We start from the raw sequence: 18,877 nt of genomic DNA, 5'->3' as shown, positions 1-18,877 counted from the left end.
AGCTTCAATTGGCTATGGCTAATTGAAGCTTTTTTGATTATAATGGGTTTGGATTTGCGTTAGGGATCGAAGCGGCATCCTTTTGTGAGAGCAAAATTAGTCTGGATTAGTGTAGAGGTTGTCGAACAAAAGATACAGCGTCCAATCTCTAAAAACCACTTTTCCAGTATCCTCATTAAGCCATCTTCTTCGGGTGATATGTTAGGCTATACCTGATGTCCGCGAATTGGAAAATCCTGAACGGTAATCTCATCAAAGAACCCTTTTGATGTTAACTTAGACCCTCGGTATTCTTTAGGAATTGAATAGACCTCTTTTAGATATAAATGAAGAATCTCATCCCCTTTATCATAAGAGGGAAGTTCAAAATAATCCACTATTATTTCAGGTAATAATAACTTCAGTATATTGGTAAAAGAATTTTGCATTTGTATAAAATTTGGAGGTACAAATATCTAGATTTTTAGATTTCCCCACATCTTTTACGTATGATCCCTTTTTATTTAGCTAAGCTTTCGATAATTGGAATAACATCAATGATATTTGGAGTTATTTGATTAATATTTTCACCTGAATTATCACCTGACAAAATACCCATAATAACTAAGTGTAATTAATTTTATTATCTAAGCAATGTTTTTTAAGTCTGTATTTTAGTCATATTCGAATTAACTGTATTTTATAATCGATATTGTTACTAAATAATTCCATTTCCAATTTTAATCAATTAACTTTTTTACGTTTCTTTTTGTAATTGTTATCAAATTATTACTTTTTGATACGGATATCGTTTTTTAGAGTGAAAATTATATAAATTTAGGTAAAAAATGGGTTAAAAATTTTTATGCCTTATTGAGATTTTATTTAAGATATTATTTACAATTATTCTATTAAGAAATGCTCCTTTTTTTGATGTTTTTGACCATTGAGAATATTTTTTGTTATTCATTATTTTTTTTTGAATTTTATTATAATTGTTTCTGTTTTTTACTATATTTAGAAAAAGTTAAAAACTATTTTTTTAATAAAATTGGTCGTGTCAGTATCAATTTAATGATAATTTAACTTAACTTTTTTATAATGTATTTTTCTAAACCTAAATAAACTTAAATCAATAAATGGAAATATTTCATATTAGTGCAGAGTGTTATCCGGTGGCTAAAGTGGGTGGTTTAGCTGATGTTGTTGGAGCCTTACCAAAATACCAAAGTAATTGGGGTCATGAATTAAGAGTTGTAATGCCTTGTTATCAGACAAAATTTAGAAGTGAAAATGATTTAGAATGTGTTCATTGGGGAACAGTTAAATTAGGCGGTTTTAACTTTCCCTTTAGTGTGCTTAAAGAAACAACAGATAAGTTGGGTTTTGAATTGTATTTAATTGAAATACCAGAACTTTTTGACAGAAAAGAAGTTTATGGTTATGAAGATGATATTGAGCGCTTTATGTCTTTTCAGATTGCTGTTTTAGATTGGGTTATTGGTAGAGCAACAATGCCTGATGTAATAAATTGTCACGATCATCATACTGGTTTAATTCCTTTTATGATGCAACATTGTTATAAGTACCATCAGTTATCCAATACACCGTCAATGATTACAATCCATAACGGTTTGTATCAAGGACAGTTTAGTTTTGATAAATTAAATTATTTTCCAGAATTTGATTTGACTCACGTGAGGTTATTAGAATGGGACAGTCAAATTAATTCTTTAGCTGTAGCTGTAAAATGCGCTTCTGCAGTAACTACTGTTTCTCCTAGTTATTTGGATGAAATTAATTATTCGGCTAATGGTTTAGAATCATTGTTTAATCTTGTTAGGTATAAGTCAAGAGGAATATTAAATGGTATTGATACTCAAGTTTGGGATCCTGCGCAAGATAAAATGTTAGAAAAAAATTATTCCATTCAAAATTTAGAAAAAGGAAAACAACAGAATAAAGAAGTACTTTGTACGCTTTTTAATTTAGATCCGACCAAACCTTTATTTAGTTTTATAGGTAGATTATTGGATGAAAAAGGAGGTGATTTATTACCTCAAGCTTCTGCCTTAGCAATGTCAGAAAATTATAAAGAAATTAATATTTTGATATTAGGTTCTGGAAGTAGACAAATTGAAAATCAATTAAATAGTTTGTTAAGTGATTATAAAGGCAATTACAATACTTTTATTGGATACAATGAAGAATTAGCTCATTTAATTTATGCTGGAGCAGATTTTTTAATGATGCCTTCTCGAGTAGAACCTTGCGGATTGAATCAAATGTATTCCTTAAGATATGGAACAATTCCTATTGTCAGGAGAACAGGAGGTTTGAAAGATACAGTAGTTGATTTTGGTGACGATGGTAATGGAATTTGTCATGATCAATCTTCAGTAGGTGATATATGTTATTCTATTCAAAGAGCTGTTAGTTTGTATGATAACAAAGAGCATTTAAATAAAATTAGAAAAATAGGAATGAGCACGGATCATTCCTGGGAAAAAGCAAGTCAAGAATATATAGAAATGTACAACTTAATACTTAACAAAATATGAAGGCAAAAAGAAAGAACGTTATAGCTATTATCTTAGGAGGAGGACAGGGGTCTAGATTGTATCCACTGACAGAGAGTAGATCGAAACCAGCAGTACCAGTGGGAGGGAAATATAGATTAGTTGATATTCCTATTTCAAATTGTATGAATTCAGATATTTATAGAATGTTTGTATTGACACAATTTAATTCGGCTTCGCTTAATGCACACATCAAGAATACCTATGTTTTTAGTGCTTTTAGTCAGGCCTTTGTGGACATCTTAGCTGCCGAACAGACTCCGGACAATCCCACTTGGTTTCAAGGAACTGCTGATGCGGTAAGACAGTGTATGCCTCATTTTTTAAATCACAATTTTGATTATGCTCTAATTTTATCAGGTGACCAATTGTATCAAATGGATTTTAATGATATGCTTGAAGAGCACATTAAAAAGGAAGCTGATATAACCATTGCTACATTACCCGTAAATGCGAAAGATGCACCTGAATTTGGAATATTAAAAACAAATAGTGATAGTTGTATTGAATCTTTTATTGAAAAGCCAGCCAAAGAATTATTGCCAGACTGGGAATCGGATGTTAGTGAGGAAATGAAAGGAGAAGGTAAAAATTATTTAGCTTCCATGGGGATTTATATTTTTAACAGACAGCTTTTGGTAGATTTAATGGCTAATCCAGATACTAAAGATTTTGGTAAAGAAATAATACCACAGGCTGTAGGGAAGAAAAAAATTCTTAGTTATCAATATGAAGGATATTGGACTGATATTGGAAATATAGATTCTTTTTTTGAGGCTAATATTGGACTAACAGAAGATGTGCCTAAATTTAACTTATTTGATGACGTTAATAAAATCTACACAAGACCTAGAATGCTACCTCCATCTAAATTTAAAAACACGATGGTAGATAAATCATTAATTTCTGAAGGTTGTATTTTAAATGCTAAAGAAATAGTACATTCTGTTATTGGAATTCGTTCTAGAATAGGAAAGGATTCAGTTGTCAAAAATACTTATGTAATGGGTAATGACTTCTATCAAAGTATTGAAGACATGGAAATAGATACTAAAAACAATAAAATATTAGTTGGAATAGGAGAAGGATGTTATATAAATAATGCTTTAGTTGATAAAAATTGCCGAATAGGGAATAATGTTCACATTAACGGTGGTACACATTTAGAAAATACTACAACTAATTTGTATGCAATAAAGGATGGAATTGTAGTTATTAAAAAAGGTGTGACTTTGCCTGATAATTTTAGAATTGAATAAGTTAAATAAACTATTTTTTATATCAATATTCTTTTTTTTAAGAATTAGAATTATACCAATAATACTATGAGTAAAGTTATTTCGCATTCCCTTTTTACTGATTTTGATATTAACTTATTCAAAGCTGGAAAGCATTTTAGATTGTACGAAAAGTTAGGAGCTCATTTAATAGAATTAAATGGTGTTCAAGGTGTTTATTTTGCTGTTTGGGCTCCAACTGCTCATTCGGTTTCTGTTGTGGGAGATTTTAATTTCTGGACACAAGGAGAACACGAACTTTATGTACGCTGGGATTCTTCGGGTATTTGGGAGGGTTTTATTCCTAATGTAGAAAAAGGTACTACTTATAAATATAAAATTTTGTCAAATAATGGCGGTTTAGTTACTGAAAAGGCTGATCCATTTGCTTTTTATTGTGAAAAACCACCACATACCGCTTCGATAGTATGGGATCTAAATCACAAATGGGATGATTCTAAATGGATGAAAACCAGAAAAGAACATAATGATTTAGACAAACCCTATTCAGTTTACGAGGTTCATTTAGGATCTTGGAAACGAGGCGAGGGCAATCGCTTTTTAACTTATATAGAATTCGCCGAAGAATTAGTTAGTTACGTAAAAGAAATGGGGTTTACTCATGTTGAGTTTATGCCTATTATGGAATATCCTTATGATCCTTCGTGGGGATACCAATTAGTAGGATATTTTGCTCCAACATCCCGTTTTGGAAATCCACAAGATTTTATGGTCTTGGTAGACAAATTGCACCAAGCAGGTATTGGCGTTATTCTGGACTGGGTGCCTTCACATTTTCCTGATGACGCACACGGATTAGGTTATTTTGATGGTTCTAATCTTTATGAACATCCAGATCGTAGAAAAGGATATCATCCTGATTGGAAAAGTTTAGTTTTTAATTATGGAAGAAATGAAGTACGTTCTTTCTTAATTAGTAATGCTTTGTTTTGGTTGCAACATTATCATGTAGATGCATTAAGAGTCGATGCAGTTGCTTCGATGCTGTATTTAGATTATTCTAGAAATGATGGAGAATGGGAAGCAAATATTTTTGGTGGAAATGAAAATCTGGATACCATTAGTTTTTTAAAAGAATTTAATGAAGTTGTATATTCTAATTTTGAAGGAGTGCAAACTATTGCTGAAGAAAGTACTTCTTTTCCAATGGTTTCCAGACCAACATCTGTAGGAGGACTCGGTTTTGGTATGAAATGGATGATGGGATGGATGCACGATACCTTAAAGTATTTTCAAAAAGAAACTGTTTATAGAAAATACCATCAAAACGATTTGACTTTTTCTATGACATACGCATTTACTGAAAATTTCATGTTGCCGTTGTCTCATGACGAAGTGGTGTATGGTAAAAAATCGATTGCTGATCGTATGCCTGGTGACGAATGGCAAAAATTTGCCAATTTACGTTTGCTATACAGTTATATGTTTACACATCCAGGAACAAATTTACTTTTTATGGGATGTGAATTTGGACAAACGGGAGAATGGAATTTTCAAGAAAGTTTAGATTGGCATTTATTACAATACCCAGTTCACAATGGAGTGAAAGAGTTGATTAAGGATTTGAATAAATTATACAAATCAGAACCTGCTTTACACCAAAAACAATTTAGTCCAGAAGGATTTGAGTGGATTAATTATTCCGATCATCAAAACGCGGTTCTCTCCTACATTCGAAAAGGAAACGATCCAAAAGACGATTTGATTGTGGTTTGTAATTTCACCCAATTAATTCGCGAAGATTATAGAATTGGTGTTCCTAAAAAAGGAAAACTGAAAGAGATTTTCAACAGTGACTTAGAAAAATATAACGGAAGTAACGTACTTAATAAAGAAGATTTAAAAATTGAATCTTCGCCTTATGGAGGTAGAGATTATTCAGTAGATTTATTATTGCCACCGTTGAGTGTTACTGTTTTTAGAATTTTATAAAAAAATGAATCTCAAAAGAGCACTACATAAAAGCTATTTTATTTCAAAAAGAAGTATTGATATTAATATTGATACTTCTTTTTTTGAAAATTAGTCAACTATTTCGATTTCGTGAATAAAATAAGTAATATTTATTTATAAAAAAGAATTTTTGTAAGTTTGAGAAAACGAGTATAGTATAAATAAAAAATGAATAGGCATGATTACAAATACAGAATTAGAATACAAAGGGGATTTATACCCATCAAAAATAGTTTCATACACGCACGATGTCGATTCAGTCTATTTTTATACTGATAATAGTGTTATTTTAAAACTTTCAGTTTTAAGAGATAGCTTGATTAGGTTTCGTTTTACCACTAAGGGGTATTTTAGTAATGACTTCTCTTATGCTATTGATAAAAGTCATTCACATGGATACAATCATTTGAAGGTTACTGAAGAAGATGATTATTACCAAATTACGACAAACAAAATTATTTGTAAAATCCATAAAGCCGATTTAAGATCATCAATTTACGATTTAAAAGGGAATGTACTATTAGAAGATGAATTGGGTTTTCACTGGGAAGAGTCATACGAATTTGGTGGAAATATCGTAAAAATGAGTAAAGCATCCAGAGATGGAGAATGTTTTTACGGTTTAGGAGATAAGGCCACTCAGATGAATTTGAAAGGAAAAAGAGTAGAGAATTTTGCAACCGATCAATATGCTTTTCAAAAAGAGCAAGATCCATTATACAAAGTTGTTCCTTTTTACATTGGATTACATAACAAGCAGTCTTACGGTATTTTCTTTGATAATACTTTTAGAACCTTCTTTGATTTTTGTCACGAAAGAAGAAATGTTACCAGTTTTTGGTCTGACGGAGGAGAAATGAACTATTATTTTTTCTATGGACCTAGTATGCAGGATGTAGTTACCTCATATACTGATTTAACTGGAAAACCAGAATTACCACCATTATGGGCATTAGGTTACCACCAATGTAAATGGAGTTACTACCCAGAAAGTAATGTAAAAGAAGTAGCCGCTAAATTCAGAGAATTGCAGATTCCTTGTGATGCTATTTATTTGGATATTGATTATATGGAAGGTTTTAGATGTTTTACATGGAACAAAGAATATTTTCCTGATCCTAAAAGAATGGTTTCAGAACTAGCCGCTGACGGATTTAAAACCATTGTTATTATTGATCCGGGAATCAAAATAGACAAAGAATATTCAGTTTACAAAGAAGCTTTAGCAAATGATTATTTTTGCAAAAGAGCCGATGGTCCTTATATGAAAGGAAAAGTCTGGCCAGGAGAGTGTAATTTTCCGGATTATACAAATCCCGAAGTAAGAGAGTGGTGGGCTGGATTATTTAAAGAATTAATTTCAGATATAGGCGTTAAAGGAGTGTGGAATGACATGAACGAACCTGCCGTAATGGAAGTTCCTAATAAGACATTTCCTAATGATGTTCGTCATAATTATGATGGAAATCCATGCAGTCATAGAAAAGCGCATAATATTTATGGAACCCAAATGGCAAGAGCCACTTATCATGGTGTAAAGCGTTTTTCTTATCCAAAAAGACCCTTCATTATTACTAGATCTGCCTACTCTGGAGCACAACGTTATACATCGTCTTGGACTGGGGATAACGTAGCTACTTGGGAACATCTTTGGATTGCTAATATTCAAGTTCAAAGAATGTCTATTTCAGGAATGGGCTTTACAGGTTCAGATATTGGAGGTTTTGCTGAGCAACCAACAGGTGAATTGTATGCCAGATGGATTCAGCTTGGGGTTTTTCACCCATTTTGTAGAACACACTCTTCTGGAGATCACGGTAATCAGGAACCATGGGCTTTTGATGAAGAAGTTATTGATATTACTCGAAAATTTGTCAACCTTCGTTACCAATTATTACCTTATTTGTACACCATGTTTTGGCAATATATTGAAGAAGGTACACCTATGTTGAAACCTTTAGTTTATTTTGACCAAGAAGACATTCAAACTCATTATAGAAATGACGAATTTATATTTGGAAATCAAATTTTAGTTTGTCCTATTTTAGAACCTAATTCTTTAGGAAGAAGAATGTATGTTCCTCGTGGAGAATGGTATAATTACTGGACTAATTGTTTAGTAAAAGGAGGAAAAGAAATGTGGGTAGATACAAAATTTGATGAAATCCCTGTTTTTGTTAAAGCGGGAGCTATTATTCCAAAATATCCTGTTCAGCAATACGTGGGTGAATTAGAGTTTGACGAATTAACTTTGGACGTTTATTATAAAGAAGGAAAAGAAAAATCAGTTGTTTATGAAGATGCACAGGATGGCTATGATTATAAAAAAGGAAGATTTAGCTTTTTGTCTTTTCAAATGACTGGTAAAGGAAAGGAATTAAATATACAATTGCATAAAGAAGGAAAGTACGATACGAATTATACCAAATACAAAATCAATTTTATTGGATTACCATTTGAAGTTAAAATTTTAGAAATTGATAATGAAGAAGTAGTTTTTGATGCTGAAAGTTTTAAAGAAAATCAATATTTGATAGTGTCAAAGGGTTTCAATGTTTTGCATATAATTGGATAAAAAAATTGGAATATTGATACAATTGAAATTAATATTATAAGTTTATAATTAATAATAATTGTATTTTTGTTTTGAAAAAATTAACAATTATGAGAAAAAATCTAGTACTTATAGGAATTGCCAGCTTAGGATTAATGTATTCATGTTCAACGAATCCATTAACTGGAAAAAGAACGTTGAATTTTGTTTCTAATAGCGAATTGTTTCCTTCTGCATTTCAAGAATATGGAACTTTTTTAAAGGCTAACAAAGTAGTTTCTGGAACAGTCGATGCTAAAAAAGTAGAGACCGTAGGGATTAAAATTAAAATGGCTGCCGAACGCTATTTAGCTTCTCTTGGACAAACTGATTATTTAGAAGGATACCAATGGGAATACAAATTGGTAGATAATAAAGAAGTAAATGCTTGGTGTATGCCAGGAGGTAAAATTGTAGTTTACACAGGAATTTTGCCCGTTACAAAAAATGATGCTGGTTTAGCTACAGTGATGGGACACGAGGTTTCTCATGCTCTTGCTAATCATGGTGCACAACGTATGAGTGCTTCTCAATTACAAACTCTAGGCGCTGCAGGTGTTGCTGTTGCAACAGGAAGTCAAAGTGCCGAAAGACAACAAATGTGGCAACAGTATTATGGAATTGGTTCTCAAGTAGGAGTGATGCTTCCATTTAGTAGAAGCCATGAAACTGAAGCGGATAAAATTGGTCTAGTTTTAATGGCGATAGCAGGATACAATCCTGAAGAAGCGATTAATTTTTGGACGAGAATGTCAGCTAATTCAGGAGGTGGAGCTCCAGCCGAAATGCTAAGCACACACCCGTCTGATGCGACTAGAATTGCTAATTTAAAAGCAATGATTCCAGAAGCTAAGGCTGTAGCAGCCAAATTTGGTGTAACATTCAAATAAAAAAAGAAGAACTCATTTTATAAGCCAATTCGTTTGAATTGGCTTTTTTTTATGTCTTTTTAGTAACAATATTTTTAAATTATTTGTGCAGGAACTGTTAAAAAAAGCAATAAATTCGTCAAAAAAATAAGAGATATGAATCCATTACAAAAAGGAGATAAAAAATTACTGAATGCTTGGGCATTTTACGATTGGGCAAATTCAGTATATAGTTTAGTTATTGCTTCGGCTGTTTTTCCACTTTTCTACATGGCTTTATTTAGTAAAGATCAATCGTATATTTATATTTTTGGAACCGAAATTAAAAATTCGGCTTTAATTAGTTTTGTTACAGCTGCCGCTTTTTTAGTTGTAGCGTTTGTATCGCCTCTTTTATCTGGAATCGCTGACTATGTGGGTAATAAAAAGTTTTTCATGAAGTTTTTTTGTTACTTGGGTGCATTTTCTTGTATTGGATTGTATTGGTTTAGTTTAGAGCATATTTACATTAGTTTGCTCTTTTATTTTTTTGGATTAATTGGTTTTTGGGGAAGTTTAGTTTTTTATAATTCGTATCTTCCTGATATTGCATTTGTAGAGCAACAAGACGCAATCAGTGCTAAAGGATATTCTTTAGGATATATTGGTAGTGTTATTCTTTTAGTAATAAGTTTAGCGATGATTCTGTCATCTCCAGATGAAGAAAAAATCATGCAAATGCGATATTCTTTTGTGATGGTTGGAATTTGGTGGATTGTATTCAGTCAGTATACGTATTATCATTTACCTAAAGGCAATAAAAATTCCCTAAGAGTATCAAAAGCCATTTTATTTAATGGCTTTAAGGAACTTAAAAAAGTTTGGAATTCATTAGAAGAGAACATTGCTTTAAAAAAGTACTTAATAAGTTTTTTTGTGTACAGCATGGCAGTTCAAACGGTGATGCTGGTGGCAACTTATTTTGGAGAACAAGAAATAGAATGGGAGTCTGATGGTGCTGCAACTACAGGATTAATAACTTGTATTTTGTTGATTCAATTAGTAGCTGTTTTAGGTGCTATCTTGACATCAAAAGCATCTGTTAAATACGGAAATATCCGAACTTTGATTTTTATAAATTCTTTTTGGATTGTATTGTGCGTGGCTGCTTATTTCATAAAATTGCCGTTGCATTTTTATATTATGGCCGCTTTAGTAGGTTTAGTTATGGGAGGAATTCAGTCTTTATCTCGATCTACTTATTCAAAATTATTACCGGAAACACAGGATACTGCATCATTTTTTAGTTTTTATGATGTGTCTGAAAAAATCGGAATTGTAATTGGAATGCTGGTTTATGGAATTATTGACCAAATTACCGGAAGTCCAAGATTTGCAATTGTGTTTTTAGCTATTTTCTTTATTGTTGGAGTTCTTTTGTTAAGAAAAGTGCCTAATAAATAGTAGGAAAAATAAAATAAAAATTTATATTTGGTGGCAATCAAAATTTGCTGATTTATGAAAATATTAAAAACTGCCCCCCAATTATTACTGTTGTTTCTAGCAATATTGATAGCTTCTTGTACTTATGAACCTGTTGATGGCACTGTTGAACTACTTCCAAACTCAGAAGGTTCAGGAGTATTTAAAGTCGATTTTAGTGGCAGCACATGGACTACAAACGAAGCACAAGCTACAGTATCAGGAAGTTTTATTGGTATCTCTGCAATTAAATCGAACGGTGAAGGTTTTATACTTATGGTTGAAGGGGCTGCTGTGGGAACTTATGCTGCTAATATAAATGTTGTAGCTTATAAGCCAGCAGACACAGAATATGGTTATTGGGCAATAAATGATGATAATCCAACAGAAAATACGGGTTCAGTTATTATTACGAGTATAAATGCCACAACCAAAACAATATCAGGAACTTTTCAATTTAAGGGTTATTGGACAGATTCAGATAATCCTAAACCAGCAATTCAATTTACGAAAGGTGTGTTTACAGATATTCCATATATTACTCAATACTAAACAACTGATGATTTTACTGCAAAAGTTGCAGGCACTAACTTTGCTGCTGCTATATTGACTTCTGAAATTGGAGTGGTACAACTGATTGGATCGATATAGGAGAGTAATATGTTAATTTATATATAATACTTGATTTCGATAAGAACGACTTTTGGAGCTGGTAGTTATACATTTTTTGGAAATCTTATAACAGGGTCATACCATTTACAATAACCGAAGGTAATTTTGATGTAGGATATTAGTTTTAATACAATAAATGTTAGTAATTGCCCTCAAATAAGTAATTGGCTTTTTGAGGGCAATTAATTTTAGTTGGCTTTGTGGCACAAAGATTGACTTATAAGAACTAAATAAGGCTAGTTTTTTGTATTATTGATTGATTTTCAATGTTATAAAACACGTGAATACTAACTTTGTCATTGAGTGTTTCTACAATTTAATGACAAAAAGACTTAAATTATACCATGTCAAAACATAAAATACTTACTATTGACAATCTGTCACAACAAGAATTCGATTCAGAAGCGGAATTAATACCGCTATTAACACCAGAAGACGAAGAGGAAATGATGAAGGAAGAACTTCCAGAATCGTTGCCAATTCTTCCATTGAGAAATATGGTTTTGTTTCCAGGTGTGGTAATTCCTATCACTGCGGGAAGAGATAAATCGATTAAATTGATTGATGACGCTAATGCTGGTGGGAAAATAATAGGTGTTGTTGCCCAAAAGGATGAAGAAATTGAAGATCCGTCAAAGGAAGATATCAATTCGATAGGAACTGTTGCTCGTATTTTACGTGTACTTAAAATGCCTGATGGAACGACTACCGTAATTTTACAAGGAAAAAAACGTTTCGAAATCGAATCTATAACTTCTGAAGAACCGTATATTTCAGCGCTAATCAAAGACTTTTCAGAAGACAGACCAGATAGCGATGATTCTGAGTTTTTAGCTATTTTAGAATCTATAAAAGAATTGGCTATTCAGATTATTAAAGTTAGTCCAAATATTCCAAGCGAAGCTACTTTTGCTATAAAAAACATTGAAAGTCAATCTTTTTTAATCAATTTTGTTACTTCTAACATGAATTTATCTGTTAAAGAAAAACAAGATTTATTAGCTATTAATAGTTTAAAAGACAGAGCTTTAGAAACTTTAAAATACATGAATATTGAGTTGCAAAAACTCGAACTTAAAAATGATATTCAATCTAAAGTACGTTTTGATTTAGATCAACAGCAAAGAGAATATTTCCTTCATCAACAGATGAAAACCATTCAGGAAGAACTAGGTGGTTCTACTCAGGAAGAAGAAATGGACGATATGTTAGTAAAGTCCAAAGAGAAAAAATGGGATGAAAAAACGCAAGCTATTTTTGAAAAAGAATTGACAAAAATGCGTCGAATGAATCCGCAGGCTCCTGATTTTGGTATCCAAAGAAATTACATGGAATTACTATTGGATTTACCATGGAATGAATTTTCGAAAGATAATTTTGATTTAAAAAATGCTCAAAAAATTCTTGACAGAGACCATTTTGGATTGGAAGAAGTGAAGAAAAGAATGATTGAACATTTGGCTGTTTTGAAATTAAGAAACGATATGAAATCGCCAATTATTTGTTTAACAGGACCTCCGGGAGTTGGTAAAACATCTATTGGTCGTTCAGTTGCAGAAGCTTTGGGGAGAGAATATGTTCGTATTTCTTTAGGGGGATTGCGTGATGAAGCAGAAATTCGTGGACATAGAAAAACCTACATTGGCGCTATGCCAGGTAGAATTATTCAGAGTTTGAAAAAAGCGGGAACATCAAATCCTGTGTTTGTTTTGGATGAAATTGATAAATTGTCAAATAGCAATCATGGCGATCCATCTTCGGCATTGTTAGAAGTTTTGGATCCAGAACAAAATAACGCTTTTTATGATAATTTTGTCGAATTAGGATACGATTTATCGAAAGTAATGTTCATTGCTACGTCTAACAATATGACTGCTATTCAGCCTGCTTTGAGAGACAGAATGGAGATTATCAAAATGTCAGGCTATACTATCGAGGAAAAAGTTGAAATAGCTAAACAACATTTATTTCCACGCCAATTGAAAGAACACGGATTGACTTCGAAAGATTTGACTATTGGAAAAAAACAGTTAGAAAAAATTGTAGAAGGATATACGCGAGAATCTGGAGTTCGTGGATTAGAAGCTAAAATTGCCCAAGTAATTCGAAATGCAGCAAAATCAGTTGCCATGGAGGAGGAGTACAATAAGAAAGTGACTGACGAAGATATTGTTAAAGTATTGGGCGTTCCAAGATTAGAGCGTGATAAATATGAAAGCAATGATGTTGCTGGAGTAGTTACTGGATTGGCTTGGACCAGCGTTGGAGGAGATATTCTTTTTATAGAATCTTTACTTTCACCAGGAAAAGGTGGCATGAGTATTACGGGTAATTTAGGTCCGGTAATGAAAGAATCGGCTACCATTGCTTTGGAATACATCAAAGCCAATGCGGATCAATTAGGTTTAAGTTCCGAGTTATTGTCAAAATACAACATTCATTTACATGTTCCAGAAGGTGCTACTCCTAAAGATGGCCCAAGTGCGGGAATTGCAATGTTGACTTCGCTAGTATCTCTTTTTACACAAAAAAGAGTGCGAAAAAATATTGCCATGACTGGTGAGATTACACTTCGAGGAAAGGTATTGCCTGTAGGTGGAATTAAAGAAAAAATATTAGCTGCTAAAAGAGCTAATATTAAAGAAATCATCTTGTGTCATGAAAATAAAAGTGATGTTGACGAAATAAAACCAGAGTACTTAAACGGCGTGACGTTTCATTATGTAAAAGAAATGAGCGAAGTTCTAGCTATTGCCATTACAGATCAAAAAGCTAAAAACGCTAAGAAATTGTAAAAATGCTGCTTTAAGTAAGTGTTAAAAAAAAAACCGCAAATTCGCAAATTATTAGAAAACATAAATAATTTGCGAATTTGCGGTTTTTTTTAGTTGTTATTTCGCAATCAAATCGCAATACCAAAATCCATAATCATAAGCTGTAGAATCATTAGTATCGCAAGCCGAATTCGAAGCATCTTGCTTCGGTTTTTCATATTTTCTATAAACGATTTCACCTATTTCAAAATCGATTGGTTTTTGGAAAATAGGACCATCAAAACTAAAAGTATGGAATTCGCCATTTTCACCGCAAACATCTACATTGTCTGGTAAATCATCAATGAATTGTTGATCGATTATTCGACCTACAAAACTTTTGTCTAAATAGCGCTCGTTGACACATACCACAATGGTTTTAAAACCCAAGGCAATAAATTCCTGAATTAGATCATGAGTTGGAATTTTCCAAATCGGAAAAACACCTTCAAAATCCATAGTTGTTAATTTGTCTTCACGATATTTACGCAAATCTTCCAGAAAAATATCTCCAAAAACAGAATGGGTGATTCCTCTATTTTTAAATTTTTCTAGTGTTTTTTGCATTACGTTTTCGTACACTTCCATAGTTGGCATTTCAGGAATTTGCATGATTTCTAGTGGGATTCCAATACTTTCGGCTTGTTGTTCCAAAAGTTCAACTCTTACGCCGTGCATAGCAATGCGTTGAAATTGCTGGTTGACGCTGGTTAATAAACAGCTGATTTCAAATTCTGGGTTTTGCAGTATTTTGTATAAGGCTAATGCGGAATCTTTTCCGCTACTCCAGTTAAAAAGGGCTTTCTTCAATTTAAATTTTATTAAAACTTTATGAGGTAAACATACAAAAATAGTTCAATTAATTACTTAAGCTTTGTAACTTTGGAAATCCTGCTTAATTTGCGTTTAATGAAATACCTTTTTCTATTTATTTCCACTTTTGTTTTTGCACAACAAACAAAAACTGTTGATTTTACTTCGGTTTCAGCTCATTTGAGTTTGAATGCTGTTGAGAAATCGATTTCTGGTACAGTACATTATTCTTTTGAAGTTCTAAAGACCACAGATACCATAAAAATTGATGCGCAAAACATGACTTTTTCTAAGGTGCTGTTAAATAAAATGAATGTTCAATTCATCAATTCTGGAAAGCAATTGCTTGTCGTTTATCCATTTCAAAAAGGGAGAAACGAACTGGTTTTTGAATATAGCGCTAAGCCAAAACAAACTTTGTATTTTGTAGGTTCAGCAAATTCAGAAGATTTGCAAATTTGGACTCAAGGGCAAGGAAGGTATACCAGCAATTGGTTTCCGAGTTTTGATGATGTGAATGAAAAACTAATTTTTAATCTCAACATTGAATTTGATTCTGATTTTCAGGTGATTTCTAATGGTGTTTTAAAGCAAAAAACGAGCAATGGAAAAAAAACTTTTTGGCATTATCAAATGAAAAAACCAATGAGTTCTTATTTATTGATGTTTGCCATTGGAAAATTCGAAAAAAAAGTACAATTTTCTAAAAGTAAAATTCCATTAGAATTGTATTTAGAAAATAAAGATGCTGCTCGTTTTGAGCCTACGTATCGCTATTCGGCTAAAATATTTAACTTTTTAGAAAAAGAAATTGGCGTAAAATACCCTTGGAAAATATACAAGCAAATTCCGGTTCGGGATTTTTTGTACGCAGGAATGGAAAACACCTCGGCAACATTATTTGCCACGCGCTATGTTGTAGATTCGACGGGGTTTGTGGATCGCAATTATACTAATGTTGACGCACATGAATTGGCACATCAATGGTTTGGTGATTTGGTTACGGCAGCTAGTGGAAAACACCATTGGTTACAAGAAGGTTTTGCTACGTATTATGCTTTATTGGCAGAGAAATCTATTTATGGAGAAGATTATTTTTATTCGAAAATGTATGAATCCATTCAGCAAATAAAATACGCTTCCAGAACCGATAGTATTCCTATTTTGAACGAAAAAGCAAGTTCATTAAGTTTTTATCAAAAAGGCGCTTGGGCTTTGTTTGCGATGCATCAGGAAATAGGAGACAAAGCTTTTAAGAAAATTATTAAAAACTATTTAAAAAAATACGCCTACAAAAATGTTACTACCGAAGATTTTTTTGCAGAAGTAAAAAAAGTAAGCCGTTTTGATACCGATTCATTTTCTAAAGAGTGGCTTGAATCAACTACTATTAATACGCCAAATGTCAATAAGTTGTTGGTTAAAAATAAAATCACTAAGATATTATTAGAATTAGATAAGATCAAATCAAAACCCTTAGCTGAAAAAGAAGGTTTTTTTAAACTAATCCTTTTGTCAGATGCTCATTATTCGGCAAAAGTAATGGTTGTTAACCAACTGAGGAACGAAACTTTTGAAGCTAAAAAACCGTATTTAGAATTGGTAATGAACACTAAAAATCTTCCTGTCCGTCAGGCAGTGGCTTATTCGTTACCTAAAATCCCAGAAGAATTTAGAATGGATTATGAAAGTCTATTGGATGATGATTCGTATCAAACACAGGAAATTGCCTTGCTGTATTTATGGAGAAATTTCCCGAAAAACCGATTGGATTATTTAGAAAAATCAAAAGATTGGATTGGTTTCAATGATTTTAATTTGAGAACTTTGTGGTTGTCACTGGTTTTAAAGACGCCTGAATATGCTGTTCATAAAGAAGATGTAACGGATGAATTAATGAGTTATTCATCTGAAAAATATGAGGCAACAACCCGACAAAATGCCTTAGAAAGACTAATTGGATTTCAGATTATTAATGATACTGTTTTGATAAATTTAGTAAAATCAACCACACATCACATGTGGCAATTTTCTAAATTTGGACGCGACACTATTCGAACACTATTGAAAAATCAAGAATATAAAGATGCTTTTTTGAGAATTTTGCCTAGTTTAGACGAAAAGGAACAATTTCAATTGAATCGATTATTAAATTAAAATTTATGAGAGCATTGGTTATTTCCGGAGGAGGAAGCAAAGGCGCATTTGCAGGAGGTGTTGCCCAATTTTTATTGGAAAAAAAGAAAATCCAATATGATTTTTATATTGGTACATCTACAGGAAGTTTATTGCTGCCTCATTTGGCACTTGGAAATATTGAAAAAATACATCGTATTTATACCAATGTGGATATGAGTAAAATTTTTAATGTTAACCCATTTATTGTTAAAAAAAAGAATGGAATTGATGTAGTAAGTATCAATCACTTTAATGTTTTATTGCAATTTTTTAGAGGAAAAAGAACCTTTGGCGAAAGTAAAAAACTACGTGCTTACATCAAGAAAAATTTGCCAATAGAAGAATTCAATCAGTTAAAAGCATTGCATACTGATGTAATTGTTACGGTGACTAATCTTACTATGAATCAGGCAGAATACAAATCCATTAAAGATTGTACTTATGATGAATTTTGCGATTGGATTTGGATTTCGAGTAATTATATACCTTTTATGAGTTTAGTCACTAAAAAAGGTTTTGATTATGCTGATGGAGGTTTTTCTAGTTTAGTCCCTATTCAAGAAGCTATTAATCGAGGGGCAACGGAAATTGACGTTATTATTTTAGAAACCGAAAAAGCAACTCCTCGAACAACTATAGGTAAAAATCCATTTTCATTATTGATTGATATTTTCCAAATTCAACTAGATCAAATAGAGCATCACAATATTTTATTGGGAAACCTGTCGGCTTCTTATAATAACATTAAACTTAATTTGTATTACACACCAATTGCTTTGACAAACAATGCCTTGATTTTTAATAAATTAAAAATGACTCAATGGTGGGAGGAAGGATTTCAGTATGCTTTGAAAAAAAGCGAAGAAATGGAATCAGAGACAACTAAATCTTTATTGACAGACGAAAGGTCAGCATGATTTTTTACCACAATTCAGCTACTTCACTTTTTATAAATGATAACGCTGTACTACTTGGAGAGGTTTTGTTGAATAACTCACTGATAACATACGTTCTCAACTCGTCAGCATTTGTTACTTTTCCATTTTTAGCTGCTGTGCGAACCATTTGCACAATGGCGTTTTTTGCAGTGATTATTATTGACCAACATTTATCCGAAACATAAATTTGTTGTGCAATGTTGTGTTCAAATTCCTGTTCGATTTGAGCAATTACATAATTTTCATAATCGTTTTTATCATTCGAAATAGGATTAATTCGCACCATTAATTGAGAAGGATTAATACGTTCCATTAATAATGTTAATCTTTCATAAGCTTGTAATCGTAACGGCAAAGCCATTTTTTGATTTTCCTTTTGAATGAGCCAATGACGTGTGTTTTGTTGGTCTTTAAAATAAGACTTAAATAAATAATAAGCCACACCGCCAGTTATTAATGATGGAATAGTATAAGCTAGTATTTCTATGATTTTTGTTGAATCCATTTTGGTCTAAAATTTTGAAAGCAAAAATATGCTTTTTGTGTGTATGTAAAAATTATTACGGAAAGATAAGTTTGAAAAAATATAACGCAAAGACTCGCAAAGAGTATGCGCAAAGTTTTACAAAGGAAAGTCTTTAAAAATGCTTTGCGTTTCTCTGAGTTTCTTAATGAATCTTTGCGAAATAAATCAACAATGACACTCTTTTTAAAACTTTAGAACAGGAGTC

General features: G+C 32.1%; 13 protein-coding genes. 10 read left to right on the top strand and 3 right to left on the bottom strand.

Annotated features, from left to right (window positions below; all coding sequences use genetic code 11):
- Positions 1–206: 206 nt before the first annotated feature.
- A complete protein-coding gene (locus AAGV28_RS14910) occupies positions 207–428 on the bottom strand; it encodes an ISAon1 family transposase N-terminal region protein (protein WP_373407553.1) in 222 nt (73 codons plus the stop codon).
- Between the two features lie 690 nt (positions 429–1,118).
- Between AAGV28_RS14910 and AAGV28_RS14905 the strand changes: the two genes are divergently transcribed.
- From AAGV28_RS14905 to lon, 8 genes are all read left to right on the top strand, one after another.
- Positions 1,119–2,540, top strand: a complete 1,422-nt coding sequence (locus AAGV28_RS14905; RefSeq protein WP_373407552.1) for a glycogen synthase — start codon at positions 1,119–1,121, stop codon at positions 2,538–2,540.
- Positions 2,537–3,817, top strand: coding sequence for a glucose-1-phosphate adenylyltransferase (locus AAGV28_RS14900; protein ID WP_373407551.1), 1,281 nt, complete (start codon positions 2,537–2,539; stop codon positions 3,815–3,817). The genes AAGV28_RS14905 and AAGV28_RS14900 overlap by 4 nt, the downstream gene beginning before the upstream one ends.
- A 66-nt stretch (positions 3,818–3,883) precedes the next feature.
- A complete protein-coding gene (gene glgB / locus AAGV28_RS14895; protein ID WP_373407550.1) occupies positions 3,884–5,788 on the top strand; it encodes a 1,4-alpha-glucan branching protein GlgB in 1,905 nt (634 codons plus the stop codon).
- Between the two features lie 199 nt (positions 5,789–5,987).
- Positions 5,988–8,384 carry a glycoside hydrolase family 31 protein gene (locus AAGV28_RS14890; protein WP_373407549.1) on the top strand — a complete coding sequence of 799 codons (2,397 nt, stop codon included), beginning with the start codon at positions 5,988–5,990 and terminating at the stop codon, positions 8,382–8,384.
- Between the two features lie 89 nt (positions 8,385–8,473).
- Positions 8,474–9,292, top strand: a complete 819-nt coding sequence (locus AAGV28_RS14885; protein WP_373407548.1) for a M48 family metallopeptidase — start codon at positions 8,474–8,476, stop codon at positions 9,290–9,292.
- A 135-nt stretch (positions 9,293–9,427) separates the two neighbouring features.
- A complete protein-coding gene (locus tag AAGV28_RS14880; protein ID WP_373407547.1) occupies positions 9,428–10,714 on the top strand; it encodes an MFS transporter in 1,287 nt (428 codons plus the stop codon).
- A 90-nt stretch (positions 10,715–10,804) separates the two neighbouring features.
- Positions 10,805–11,284: a DUF6252 domain-containing protein gene (locus AAGV28_RS14875; RefSeq protein ID WP_373407546.1), complete on the top strand. Its 480-nt coding sequence runs from the start codon at positions 10,805–10,807 to the stop codon at positions 11,282–11,284.
- Between the two features lie 464 nt (positions 11,285–11,748).
- On the top strand, positions 11,749–14,199 hold the full coding sequence (lon, locus tag AAGV28_RS14870) for an endopeptidase La (protein WP_373407545.1): 2,451 nt from the start codon (positions 11,749–11,751) through the stop codon (positions 14,197–14,199).
- 96 nt (positions 14,200–14,295) lie between these two features.
- Here the strand turns inward: lon and AAGV28_RS14865 are convergent, their stop codons facing one another.
- Positions 14,296–15,027, bottom strand: a complete 732-nt coding sequence (locus AAGV28_RS14865) for a Dph6-related ATP pyrophosphatase (RefSeq protein ID WP_373407544.1) — start codon at positions 15,025–15,027, stop codon at positions 14,296–14,298.
- A gap of 99 nt (positions 15,028–15,126) precedes the next feature.
- On the opposite strand from AAGV28_RS14865, the gene AAGV28_RS14860 reads away from it, so the two are divergent.
- Positions 15,127–17,187 carry a M1 family metallopeptidase gene (locus tag AAGV28_RS14860; protein WP_373407543.1) on the top strand — a complete coding sequence of 687 codons (2,061 nt, stop codon included), beginning with the start codon at positions 15,127–15,129 and terminating at the stop codon, positions 17,185–17,187.
- A 5-nt stretch (positions 17,188–17,192) separates the two neighbouring features.
- The gene (locus AAGV28_RS14855) at positions 17,193–18,125 is read left to right on the top strand and encodes a patatin-like phospholipase family protein (RefSeq protein WP_373407542.1); all 933 of its coding nucleotides are present in this window, start codon (positions 17,193–17,195) and stop codon (positions 18,123–18,125) included.
- A gap of 4 nt (positions 18,126–18,129) precedes the next feature.
- On the opposite strand, the gene AAGV28_RS14850 is transcribed toward AAGV28_RS14855, so the two are convergent.
- Positions 18,130–18,651 (bottom strand): DUF7935 family protein, encoded by a 522-nt coding sequence (locus AAGV28_RS14850; protein WP_373407541.1) that lies wholly within the window; start codon positions 18,649–18,651, stop codon positions 18,130–18,132.
- Between the last annotated feature and the right edge of the window lie 226 nt (positions 18,652–18,877).

Origin of the sequence: Flavobacterium zubiriense (genome assembly GCF_041729725.1) — a bacterium.
Classification (GTDB): domain Bacteria; phylum Bacteroidota; class Bacteroidia; order Flavobacteriales; family Flavobacteriaceae; genus Flavobacterium; species Flavobacterium zubiriense.
Note: the sequence above shows the minus strand (reverse complement) of the source record. Positions and strands in the feature narration are given on the sequence as shown.